Below are 11,718 nucleotides of genomic sequence, written 5' to 3' on the forward strand. Positions count from 1 at the left end.
CGAACGCAGGCATTGATCCGTGGGCAACCCGGCAGGAGGCCGGGTTAGCCGCACCGGGCCTCAATCAACATCAGCCACGCACAACACCCACCACAGATTCCGCGCCCCCTGGCAGGCGACATAGGCAGAAGAAATAGCCGCCCCCCTGGTCAACTCACACCAATCAGGACTATCGAACCGATACACCACCAGCTCGGAAAACGGCGCCGGAAACACAGCATCCAGCGCTTCGGACACCACCTGGCGGGCATTGGCCACGGACCCTCCACGGCTGGACGGATGACACCCGCCCCGCAGCAGCGCCGCCAGCAACGAGCCCTCGAACTCGTATCGATTGAGCATGGAAAAGGGCCCGAACTCAGGCTCGACCTGTCCGATGGCCGTCGACCTGGCGAGGCCGCTGAAACGCTCGAGAAACTCGGCCAGTCGCGGCCTCTCACCCAACACCTTGATGGCGGGATCAGGCTTGAAGAAGCAGGACACCACCTCGCCACACTGGGCAAGCACCGCAAGCAGTTCGGCAAGGGGCTGCTTGTCGACGACAAACTCGCTGGCAGCGGTCAATGGCGCTAGCGCATCGTGCTTCAGGTTTTCATCTTGATTCATGCTTAAGCACCGAAGGTTGATCACAAACAGACAAACACCCCAGCGGCTACCGCACCCTGGGCTTTTGCGACCGCAGACAACTGCAACGGCACCGCTCGGAGCGAACAGGCCGGGAGGGGCGACAATGTATCGGCCGCACCGTTGCACGGCAAACCCGAAAACCATCCCCGCCCGCACCCGCCCAGCGCGCTTACGCCTTGAAGGTCAGAATCGGTGAAAACCGCGCCATCACCGACACCGTGCCCTCTTCCACCTGGGACTGGATCACCTGGCCGATTTCCTTGTAGGCCCCTGGCGCCTCTTCGATCATCCGCTCCTCCTTGGTGGTGATGCACTCCACGCCCTGCAAGCCGAGGAATGCCTTGTCCTTCTTGGCCTTGAACACAATCTCGCTGCGCGACATCGAGCGCCCGGCGCCGTGGCTGGCCGAACGCAGCCAGCGCTCGTTGCCCAGCCCGGTGAGCAGGTAGGAGTCATGCCCCATGCTCCCCGGAATCAGCAGCGGCTGGCCGGCATAGGCCGGTGTCGCGCCTTTGCGATGCACGTTGCCCTCTTCTTCGCGCAGCACGATATTGTGCGGCACATCGACAATCAGCGGCGCTTCGATGCCCGCACCAAACACTTGCCGGGTGCGCTGGCGCACCATCTCGGCGATCAGCGCGCGGTTGGCGTCGGCGTAGTGGGCAGCGCTGTGCATGGCCAGCAGGTACTCGTCGGCCATCTCGCCAAACAGGGCGAAGATCTTCGAATCAGGGTGCTTGATCCCCGCCGGCCACAGGGCCTTGGCCTTGTCCATCCAGCGCCGCCCGACATAGAAGCCCACATCGCGCGAGCCGGTGTGGATCATCATCACCACCTGCCCCACCGACAGGCCCTGTGCAAAACAGGCCTGACGATCCACCAGTTCGGTGACCACCTGGATCTCGACAAAGTGGTTGCCGCCGCCCAGGGAACCCAGGCCCGGGTCGCGGAGGATTTTGCGCGAACGGTCCTGCAAGGCTTCCGGCGCGTAGTCGGCGCTACCGCGGGCGAACGACGACTCATGCAAACCCGACAGCTCACGTTGCAGCTGGGCGAAGTCCGCCCCGGCAAACAGCCCGATCGGGCCCTGCTGCTGAACCTGGGCCCAGAAATCCCCGAGCCCGGCCTGAAACAGCGCGGTCATGGCCATTGGGCTGGTGGGAATGTTGCGCGTGCCCTCCAGCAGATCGCCGCGCACCAGGGCGGTCCACTTGGCTTTCTGCGCCATGAACTGCTCGTAGTTCAGCCCCAGCTTGTGCAGGCGCATGCCGCAATTGATGTCGGTGCCGATGGCCTGCGGTACCACCATGTCGTGACTGGTGACAATCACGCTGCCCACCGGAATCGGGCTGCCGGTGTGGAAGTCCGGCGTGGCGCAGGCGCACTTCACTTCGCCGCCATGGGGGTGAGCCACCTTGGCGAAATCCATCAGCTGCAGGACGGCTTTTTCTTCGATGGCAAAGCTTTCGGGCAGCAACAGATCCACCTTGAGCCCGGCGTCATTGATCGAAGAGATGGAGAGGGAATTGGAATTCAGGCGTTCGATGGCCACCCCGGAACGGGCGAGCTTGTGCTGAATTCTTTTCAGAGGAGTCTTGGTCATTTTCAACTGCTTTTCTTGGACGCAACAAAACAACCACCCTTTTGGTGGCTGGAATTGTCTGGTCAGCAGCGAAACTTAGACGGCGCGGATAATGGGGAATGACGGCGTGGATGTAAATAGCCCGGGGGAAATTATTTGCCCAGGCACCTGGGGAGGTGCCTGCCGGACGGCGTGGCGTCAGTGCGGCGCCGGGCCGCCGCGCCACGGCATGTATTCCACCAGCACCTCACCGCGGCTCAGGCCATCGGGCTGACTGACAAAGCCCGGCATCTGCCGCAGATCCAGCTGCTGGCAACGCTGGGTCAAACGTTGGCGCAGGGCGGCGTCGGTCTTGAACGCTTCCGGCCGGAACGCGCTGCGCTCCAGGTTTACCAGGCATTCCTGGACCTGCCCCTGGGCATTGGCGGTGTAGTAAAAACTGGCCACGCCGATGCTGTCGATGCCCGGCCCGGCGACTGCCTGCTCCCAGAAAAACCGGCTTTGCTGGTAGAGGCTGGAACTGAGCCGATACACCTGCTGCTCACGGCTGGGCAGTTGGCTGAAGCGCGGAAACTCCAGGTTGGCAATCGCATTGATGATGTCCCCATCGCCAAAGGCCTCGGGCGCGGCGGCAGGAAACAGGGTGTTCCAGCACACCTGGCGGGCCAGGTGCAGCAGGGTTGGGGTGGCCAGGACCTGGGAAACATCAACGCTGCCGGGGCGTACCGTGCAGTCGAGCACGTCGTTCTGCCGATTGAGCTTGATCCGCAACTTCACCGCGCCACTCAGGCCCTGATGGTTGGCGGCCATCATGTTGCGCCTCAGCACTTCGCTGATGGCGACAGAGAATTCCAGGCTTTTCTGGGTTTCCAGGGCCTGGGCGGCGCTCTGCTCCGGAGTCTTGCTCTGGCAGGCGCCCAGGGTCAGCACGGCCGGAGTCAGCAAGGCCAGGGTCGAGGTGCGCAAGAATGCTAATGACATGAATGGGGGACTCATTGATCAATGACCGGGCGCAAGGGCCATGCCCCGCGCCCCGGAAAGGGCCGGCTCAATCACTGAACGAACCAATAGCCGAAGCTTTAGTGAAATCTGCATCACCGATGCGCACCAGCCAGGCTCAAGGTTCGGCGCCGCTTGCCTGCACACGCTGCGTGGCCTTGTTCGGCCCGCCTTTCCACGGCGTGTAAAACACGCTGGCATGGATCGGCTGCGCCTGGCCCTGCTCGGCTGCAAAACCCGGCATCTGCCGCAGGTCCAACTGCTCACACAGTTGGGTGACGCGATTGCGCAATTGATTGTCGGGCTTGAATGACTCGGGTCGGTAGCGCACCGCCCGCAGGTTCACCCAGCATTCCTGCACCCGGCCCCGGGGATCGGCCTTGACCTCAAAACTGGCCACTCCGACGCTGTCCAGCGGCAACTGGGCCAGGGTGTGCGTCCAGAAGAAATGGCCTTTGGCGTATTGAGCGGTATCGAAGGCAAACTCCTTCAATTGCTCGCCTTCCAGGGTCAAGCGAGGGAACATCAACGTCCCTTTGACCTCCAGCACGCCATCAGGCTCAAAGGCGGCGGCGGGCGCCAGAGGGAACACGGTGTTCCAGCAGACACCCTCGAGCATCTCGCCCAGTTTCGGGTTGTAGGAATAAGCCCGCGCTTCAGGCAAGGGGCTGCTCTGCGCCGCACAACCGATGACCTGATTCTGCCGATTGAACCGCATGACCAGCTCCACGCTGCCCATCAGTTGCTCGGCATTGGCCCTGAGGCTCTCGCGGTACAGCACCTGCTGCAACGCGTTGGCATAGAACTGCGTCTCCAGCTGTCGTTGCTGCTCGTCCTGGGACAGCGGGGTGCCCGGCAAGTCCGATTGGCAACCGGACAGTGTCAGCAGCAGGCCGACCAGGAACCCGCACTGCGCCGGAGTTCCGTTCAGACAGTTGTACATGTTCAGTTCCTTTGATGGGTTCACTGACGAACCGTCCTGTTCTGCATTCAATGACCTCAAGAGGCCGGATCCTAAAGCAACAGCCACGTTGAAAGCCAACGCCACGACCGTCGCTGCTCCAGGCTCGCGATTGGCAACGGTGCCGTAGAAGCTTCTCCGGTCGCCCGCCGAAAATCAGGTTACCCTGGCGCTCCCCACCCGCTCATCACCCCAAGGAAGGAAGCTCCATGACTCGCGTCATCACCCTGCTCAGTGACAACTTCGCCGACTGGGAAACCGCCCTGATCAACGCCACCGCTCGTGGTTTCTACGGTTTCGACTGCCGCTACGCGTCCCCCAAGGGCGCCGTCGTGACCTCCATGGGCGGCCTGCGGGTGACCCCGGACCTGGCGTTGGAAGACATTCATCTGGATGAGATCGACCTGCTGATGGTGTGCGGCGGCAGCATTTGGCAAAGCGCCAACGCACCGGACATCGGCGACCTGCTGCGCGCCGCCCAGGCACGCCAGATCGTGATCGCCGCCATCTGTGACGGCACCCGCGAACTGGCCCGGGCCGGGGTGCTGGATAACCTCAAGCACACCTCCAATTCGGCGGACAACCTGCTGGCGGTGGGTTATGCCGGCGCCGCGCACTACCAGGATGTGCCACACGCTGTGGCGGACCAGCGGGTGATCACCGCCCCGGGCAGCGCCCCGGTGAGTTTCATGGCGCAGATTCTCGGCACCCTGGGCATCAGCGACGCCAACCTGACCGCCTACCTCGCGATGCACGCTGCGGAACACCGCGAGTCGCAATGAATCGGCGTGCCCGCACGCCTACTCTGGAGTCTGGGAGCTTAAGATCGACTCATACCGACCGCTCTCAGGGGTAAAGCAGACGAAGCTGTTGACGCCTTTCTTCTGGACCCACAAGCGTCCACAGCACTCACACTCATACACCGTCGAAATAGAGGCCAGGTAGAGACTGGTGAACTTGTCCCCGAAGAACTCCGTGGGCCTGGGCCGCCAGCCCCCCCTGCCATAGTGCCGCTCAAGCAGTTCATCGACACTACCGGCACTTGCGGCGGCCAGCAGTTCATTGGCCAGTAGCGAGGCATCGGAAAAAAAAACCTCTTCGTGCTGCTCACGCAGCAAAGCGGCTTTGCAAGGCAAATCATCGGTCTGATCGACAATGATATGACCGCCTCTGCAGACTAGTTTGCTCACGGACCGACCTCATCATTGATTAGAAAACCCCATCGAGCCACAGCCATCAGCCAACAGCCATCAGCCCCAAGTCATTTGACCAAGCGAAAATCAGCATGCTGCAACCAGCGCTCGAAATCCCCAGCACTGAAAAGCGACTCACCCTCATGCTCCAGAACGGCAAGCCGTGACAAAAAAACCGCATCCGCCGTATACGCGCCGATTCTGCCGCCAAAGGCGACTACGCCATCCAAGCGCCGCGTCATGTCCAACGCCACTTCTCCGAGCCTTTGGTGATCCGGGAGGTCGTTGCCCATGGCGGCCAGATTGAGGATGCCTCTGGGGTTCCAGTCCAGCAGTTTCAACAGCCCGGCGTAATGCGCAAGCTCTTCGGGATAGTCCGGGCCAAACGCATACAACAAGGCACAGCCGCCAACCGAAAAGGTGCGGCTACCTGGACGTAGGTGATCCGCGCGCTGGGCTAGATATGCCTGCACAAGCTCTTCGGTTGACTGATCAGGCTCAAAACGCAGCAGCACACTGATGGTTGGTCCAGCCATTGCTTCACTTGCCTCCACCGCTCTGTTACCAGCCGATATTTCGCACCTTGCTCAAGGCCGCTTCGGCCCACCTCTCCAGGGGCTGTATTGCAGTTCGACCAGGAATCGATCGCCCACCGTCTCCGAGGCGAAAAAGCCGGGCATCTGCCGCACATCCAGGGCCGCGCAACGCTCTTGCAGGCGCTGCACCCGTTCAGGATCCGGCTTGAAGTCGGAGGCTCTGGCGGCAATGGCGGACAGTCGCACCTGACAACCCTGCACCTGTCCCTGAGCGTTGGCGTGGCCCTCGATCCGGGCGCTGCCCAGGCTGTCGAGGGTTTCTTCGGCGAACAGGTGCTGCCAGAAATACTGCTCTTGGGCCTTGTACTCGCGCACCGTCTCGCGAACCTTCTGTTGCTCCATGGGTAAGCGACCGGGACGGGTGACAACCACCGGCAACACCACCTCAAGATTGGCTGCGGGCAGGCCTGAGAACAGCGCCGGTTCGGCCCTGGGGAATATCGAGTCCCAACAGACCCGCTCCACCGCCGAGGCCAGTAGGCGGTTATCCGGGTAACGCGGCAACGGGTATTCGGGGAGTGCCTCGGTGCTGCAGGCCACCATCCGATTCAGCGGATCGATCACCGCTCGCAGCGCCACCCCGCCGGACCAGCCATCGAGATCGGCGTTGCGCACGCCCTGGTCCAGCACCAAGCGGAAGTCGTCGACAAAGCGCTCGTAGCGGCGCTGCTGCTGTTGCTCCGGCGTCTCTGGGGCGGCGGTCTTGCAGGCGCCCAGCGCCAGCAGGCCGGCAAGCATCAGCGTCGCCAGAACGGCGCGGGTCAGGTCAGTCGTGAAGGGGGCGTGCACGGTTCACTCCATGAAAAAGGGCCTCGGCCCCTGGACCTGAAACAGGCTCTAGCGTCACAGGGGCGTTGAGCATAAAGGCCGGCGCGGGAGCTCACAAAATTTTCTGCGCAGGAAAACGCCAGCATGCCCCCAAGGCATCGACCTGATGGGCCCAACTGGTCCAACGCCTGGGGTATGCGCCAGGGAACCACCCCCGGGGCTGTGCCAGAGGCCAGATGACTGGGCATTTTTCGCGTCGTTTTCCGACCTGCCCCCATCTTCTTTGCCAGCCGCGCACCAGCAGCCCTCTTGTGCTTGGCTCTCGTGCTTGACCGCGACGCTCTCGGTTTGCTGGTTGGACAAGAGCGGTTCCCACTGCTTTCATTCACAGCCTGGTCCGGCTGCAGTGCGCTCAGGGAGTGAGTCAATGCCTTTTAAGATCATGATGGTTTTTGGTACGCGCCCGGAGGCAATCAAAATGGCGCCGCTGGCCCGGGTGCTGCGGCACTGGCCCGGTCTGCAACTGCATATATGCTCCACCGGGCAGCACCGGGAAATGCTCAAGCAGGTCCTGGACGCCTTCGAACTGCAAGTCGACCAAGACCTGGAAGTGATGACCCACGGCCAATCCCTCAATGGCCTGTCGCAACAATTGCTGAAGCACCTGGACACCACCCTCGAACGCCTGCAACCGGATATCGTCCTGGTCCATGGCGACACCACCACCAGCTTCATCACCGCCCTCGCCGCCTTCAACCGCCAGTTGCCCATCGGTCATGTCGAGGCCGGGCTGCGCACGGGCGACCTCAGGACACCCTGGCCCGAGGAGGCCAACCGGCGCCTGACCGGGGTCATTGCCGACCTGCACTTCGCTCCGACCGCCGAAGCCAAAGCCAACCTGCTGCGGGAAAACGTGCCCGCGGACAGCATCGAGGTCACCGGCAACACGGTGATCGATGCGCTGCGGTGGATGCGGCAGCACCAGCAACAGAGCCAATGGAGCCCCGCCATCGATTCGCCTCTGGCGGTGCTGGAACACAACCGGCGCATGGTGCTGATCACCTGCCATCGCCGGGAAAACTTCGGCCAGGGTGTCCGCCATATCTGCCAGGCCCTGGCAATCCTGGCCCAGCGCTATCCGGATGTGCAGTTCGTCTACCCGGTACACCTCAACCCTCAGGTGCAGAGCGTGGTCGGTGACCTGCTCTCGGATACCCCCAACATCTACCTGATAGCGCCTCAGGACTATCAGCATTTTGTCTGGCTGATGGCGCGCTCGTACTTGATCCTCAGCGACTCCGGCGGGGTCCAGGAAGAAGCCCCGGCCATCGGCAAGCCGTTGCTGGTACTGCGGGACGTCACCGAACGGCCGTCAGTGCTGGAGGGCGGCACCGTGCGGCTGGTGGGCACCGATCGTGAGCGCATCGTGCACCATGTCTGTGAACTGCTGGACGACGCCCAGCTCCATGCCCGCATGAGCCGGGTACTCAGCCCCTATGGCGACGGCCACGCCAGCGAACGCATTGCCCGCCGCCTGTACGACTGGCTCAAGGCAAGGGCCCGGCCTGACAGGGCATGCGCCTTGCCTGCACAGGCAGAGAACGGCCCGCTCAAGCAGGTCAACGAAGCCTAGCCACGCGACAGCGGCGACGATAGGCGCCAGCACATCGCCGCCGACATCCCATCACGGGCATGGCCAAGGCTCGCGCCCTCGCCACTTGCTCAGTCCGCGGCCTGCCGCGACAGCAGCACCTGGGTCACCCGGCGCTCTTCCACGGCCTTGACCTGGAGCGCCCAACCATCCCACTCCACCCGGTCGCCCTTGACCGGCAAGCGGTCCAGCAGGCTCATCACCAGCCCGGCCAGGGTCTGGTAGTCCTCGGTGGGCTCGGCGCCAAAGCCGGTGCGCTGGCGCACCTGCGGCAGATTCAGCGCGCCGTTGACCAGAAAGCCGCCCTCTTGTTCCACCACGTCCGGCCCTTCGATCTCACTGGCATCCGGCAGCTCGCCAGCGATGGATTCGAGAATGTCGGTCATGGTCAGAATGCCCATGAAGTCACCGAATTCGTTGATCACGAAGGCAATGTGGGTCGACGCCTTGCGCATCTGCTCCAGCGCGTTGAGGATCGAAAAACTCTCCAGCAGGTTGATGGTCTTGCGCGCCAGGTGCTCAAGGTTCGGCTCGTTGCCCGCCAGGTACTCCTTGAGCAGCTCCTTCTTGTGCACGAAGCCCAGGGGCTCATCCACCGCGCCGTCGCGAATCAGCGGCAGGCGCGAGTAGGACGAATGCATCAGCTTGGTCCGAATGCTTTCCGGGCTGTCGGTCAGGTCGATGCAGTCGACTTCGGCGCGCACCGTCATCAGGCTGCGGATCGGTCGCTCCGCCAGTTGCAGCACGCCGCTGATCATCACCCGCTCGCGGCGGTCGAACAACTCGCTGCTGGGGGCCTCGCCATCTTCCAGCAGGTCGGCGATGTCCTCGCCCACCTCTTCCGCCGCCAGCTTGCGCCCGCCCAGCAGGCGCATCACCGCGTAGGCCGTGCGCTCACGCATCGGGCGCAGGCCCTGCATGGATTTCTTGCGCCGGGCCCGGGCGATCTGGTTGAACAGCTCGATCAGGATCGAGAAACCGATGGCCGCGTACAGGTAGCCCTTGGGAATATGGAAGCCCAGGCCTTCGGCGGTCAGGCTGAAGCCGATCATCATCAGGAAGCCCAGGCACAGCATGATCACCGTCGGGTGGGCGTTGACGAAGCGGGTCAGCGGCTTGCTGGCGACGATCATCACACCGATGGACACCACCACCGCGATCATCATCACCGCCAGATGCTCGACCATGCCCACCGCGGTGATGACCGCGTCCAGGGAAAACACCGCATCGAGCACCACGATCTGCGCCACGATCGGCCAGAACAGGGCGTAGGTGGTGCTGCCCGCGCGCTGGCTGACATGGCCTTCCAGGCGCTCGTGCAATTCCATGGTGGCCTTGAACAACAGGAACACACCGCCGAACAGCATGATCAGGTCACGACCGGAGAAGCTGTGCTCGAACACCTCGAACAGCGGCTGGGTCAGGGTCACCATCCACGAGATGCTGGCCAGCAGGCCCAGGCGCATCAGCAATGCCAGGGACAGGCCGATCAAGCGCGCGCGGTCACGCTGCTCCGGCGGCAGCTTGTCCGCGAGGATGGCGATGAACACCAGGTTGTCGATGCCCAGCACCAGCTCCAGGACGATCAGGGTCAACAGGCCAAGCCAGGCCGTGGGGTCTGCAATCCATTCCATAACGACTCAAGTTCTCCGGAAAATTCAAACGGCCAGACGCAGGCCGGCGCCAGTATGCAGGGACTGCAAACGCGGGGGGACGGACTGAGCGCAATAGGGAGCGGCAAATGCCAGGGAAGTGCGGCCAGGAGAATAGCAGCCTGAGGAATGGGACCTCAGAACGGCCGGCAGGCCTGAGAAATCATGGGGAAAAACCAGAAAAGAGCGCCGACTGGGGGGCTCCGAGAGCGTGTTCATGAAAGTCCTGAGTGAAAAAACGGACTTGGAGGTTACAGGGACGTCGGCGTATTTCCCCAGCGGGAAATCATTACAAAACTTTATCCGGCGTTCCTGACGTCGACACTAGAGCCGCTCGGAAATCTCGATCAGGTTCAGGTCCGGATCCCGCAGGTACACCGAACGGATCGGCCCCGTGGCACCGGTGCGCGGCACTGGCCCTTCGATGATCGGCCAGTTGACCTGTTGCAGGTGGGCAATCACCTGCTCCAGGGGCACGCTGGCGATAAAGCACAGGTCCAGCGCCCCCGGCACCGGCAGGTGGGCCTTGGGCTCGAATTCCTGACCGCGCACGTGCAGGTTGATCTTCTGATTGCCGTACTTGAAGGCCTTGCGCCCTCCGGCAAAGGTTTCCAGGCGCATCCCCAGCACCCGTACATAGAAGTCCTCGGCAGCCACAGGATCGACGGTGGTCAGTACCAGATGGTCCAGGTGATCAAGCATCAACGACATCACTCCTGAAGGGTAAGAAACGGCCCGGGGATTATGCGCGCCGGGCGAGCCCTTGAACATGCGCTATCAAGCCTTGCGCCGGTACTCGCGACGCACCTGCTCGATGTAGCGCACCACCGCCGGCGCCTGTTCGAAACGCCGGTGAATCAACGACAGCCAGGAGGTTGCCGAGCTGCCGCCGATGGGCCGGTACAGAACGTTGGGCAGGTTCACATGGCCCACCACCGATTCGGGCACCACCGCCACCCCCTGCCCCAGGGAAACCAGGGCCAGCACCGCCACCAGGCCACCGGGCTGAGCGCCCAGCTTGGGGGCGTAGGCTCCTTGGGCCGCCACCTGCAAGGTGCCGCTGATCTGCTCCGGCAGGATGAAGGTTTCATTGAGCAGGTGCTCGGAGGCGATCTGTGGCAGGCGGCACAGCCAGGACTCGGCGGACAGCGCCAGGACGAAGCCTTCAGCGTCCAGGGCAATGGCCTCGACGCCTTCGGGCAGGGTCATGGGCGAGCGGATGTAGCCGACATCCAGGCGCCCGTCGGCGATCCGCGCCGGCAGGGTCGCCATCGGGCACTCCCGCACATTCAGGCTGACGTCCGGACAATCGCGGCTGAAACCCTGGACCTGCTTCTGCAGCAACCCGCCATACACCGCCGACGCTACATAACCTAGCTCGATATGACCGATCTCGCCCCGTCCGGCGCGCTGGGCATTGCGCTGGGCGAACTCGAACTGGCGTACCGTGGCTTCGGCCTCCAGGAGCAAGGTGGCACCGGCTTCGGTCAGGCTGACCTCGCGCTGCTGACGCACGAACAGGCGGGTGCCGAGGGCTTTTTCCATGTCCTGGATCTGCCGGCTCAAGGTCGGCGGGGCGATCCCCAACTGCTCGGCGGCCCGGGTGAAATTGCGTTGCCGGGCCACGGCGAGGAAGTAGCGAAAGTGACGAATTTCCATTAACGGCATTAGCTCAAAGGTAATGAACTG

12 protein-coding genes are annotated in these 11,718 nt (G+C 63.0%); 2 read left to right on the plus strand and 10 right to left on the minus strand.

What is annotated here, in order from left to right; genetic code table 11:
- Nucleotides 1–60: 60 nt before the first annotated feature.
- The 4 genes from POS17_RS18470 to POS17_RS18485 form a co-directional block, all read right to left on the minus strand.
- Nucleotides 61–606, minus strand: coding sequence for a hypothetical protein (locus tag POS17_RS18470; protein WP_060839911.1), 546 nt, complete (start codon nucleotides 604–606; stop codon nucleotides 61–63).
- Nucleotides 607–796: 190 nt separating this feature from the next.
- Entirely contained in the window at nucleotides 797–2,230 is a 1,434-nt protein-coding gene (locus tag POS17_RS18475; protein WP_060839912.1) for an RtcB family protein, read from the minus strand.
- A gap of 177 nt (nucleotides 2,231–2,407) precedes the next feature.
- Nucleotides 2,408–3,190: a hypothetical protein gene (locus POS17_RS18480; protein ID WP_148654982.1), complete on the minus strand. Its 783-nt coding sequence runs from the start codon at nucleotides 3,188–3,190 to the stop codon at nucleotides 2,408–2,410.
- A 136-nt stretch (nucleotides 3,191–3,326) separates the two neighbouring features.
- On the minus strand, nucleotides 3,327–4,151 hold the full coding sequence (locus POS17_RS18485) for a hypothetical protein (RefSeq protein ID WP_060839914.1): 825 nt from the start codon (nucleotides 4,149–4,151) through the stop codon (nucleotides 3,327–3,329).
- A gap of 227 nt (nucleotides 4,152–4,378) precedes the next feature.
- Here POS17_RS18485 and POS17_RS18490 point away from each other — a divergent pair, with 227 nt between their 5' ends.
- On the plus strand, nucleotides 4,379–4,951 hold the full coding sequence (locus POS17_RS18490; RefSeq protein WP_060839915.1) for a type 1 glutamine amidotransferase family protein: 573 nt from the start codon (nucleotides 4,379–4,381) through the stop codon (nucleotides 4,949–4,951).
- 18 nt (nucleotides 4,952–4,969) lie between these two features.
- On the opposite strand, the gene POS17_RS18495 is transcribed toward POS17_RS18490, so the two are convergent.
- From POS17_RS18495 to POS17_RS18505, 3 genes are all read right to left on the minus strand, one after another.
- Nucleotides 4,970–5,359, minus strand: a complete 390-nt coding sequence (locus POS17_RS18495) for a hypothetical protein (RefSeq protein WP_060839916.1) — start codon at nucleotides 5,357–5,359, stop codon at nucleotides 4,970–4,972.
- 71 nt (nucleotides 5,360–5,430) lie between these two features.
- Nucleotides 5,431–5,898 carry a DUF6368 family protein gene (locus tag POS17_RS18500; protein ID WP_060839917.1) on the minus strand — a complete coding sequence of 156 codons (468 nt, stop codon included), beginning with the start codon at nucleotides 5,896–5,898 and terminating at the stop codon, nucleotides 5,431–5,433.
- 51 nt (nucleotides 5,899–5,949) lie between these two features.
- Entirely contained in the window at nucleotides 5,950–6,747 is a 798-nt protein-coding gene (locus POS17_RS18505) for a hypothetical protein (RefSeq protein ID WP_060839918.1), read from the minus strand.
- 406 nt (nucleotides 6,748–7,153) lie between these two features.
- Between POS17_RS18505 and wecB the strand changes: the two genes are divergently transcribed.
- On the plus strand, nucleotides 7,154–8,359 hold the full coding sequence (gene wecB, locus POS17_RS18510; RefSeq protein WP_060839919.1) for a non-hydrolyzing UDP-N-acetylglucosamine 2-epimerase: 1,206 nt from the start codon (nucleotides 7,154–7,156) through the stop codon (nucleotides 8,357–8,359).
- Between the two features lie 89 nt (nucleotides 8,360–8,448).
- Here the strand turns inward: wecB and POS17_RS18515 are convergent, their stop codons facing one another.
- The 3 genes from POS17_RS18515 to POS17_RS18525 form a co-directional block, all read right to left on the minus strand.
- The gene (locus POS17_RS18515) at nucleotides 8,449–10,011 is read right to left on the minus strand and encodes a TerC family protein (protein ID WP_060839920.1); all 1,563 of its coding nucleotides are present in this window, start codon (nucleotides 10,009–10,011) and stop codon (nucleotides 8,449–8,451) included.
- Nucleotides 10,012–10,353: 342 nt separating this feature from the next.
- A complete protein-coding gene (locus POS17_RS18520; protein WP_060839921.1) occupies nucleotides 10,354–10,731 on the minus strand; it encodes a VOC family protein in 378 nt (125 codons plus the stop codon).
- Between the two features lie 75 nt (nucleotides 10,732–10,806).
- A complete protein-coding gene (locus POS17_RS18525) occupies nucleotides 10,807–11,688 on the minus strand; it encodes a LysR family transcriptional regulator (protein WP_129405704.1) in 882 nt (293 codons plus the stop codon).
- Nucleotides 11,689–11,718: the final 30 nt, after the last annotated feature.

The organism is Pseudomonas sp. Os17 (genome assembly GCF_001547895.1).
Classification (GTDB): domain Bacteria; phylum Pseudomonadota; class Gammaproteobacteria; order Pseudomonadales; family Pseudomonadaceae; genus Aquipseudomonas.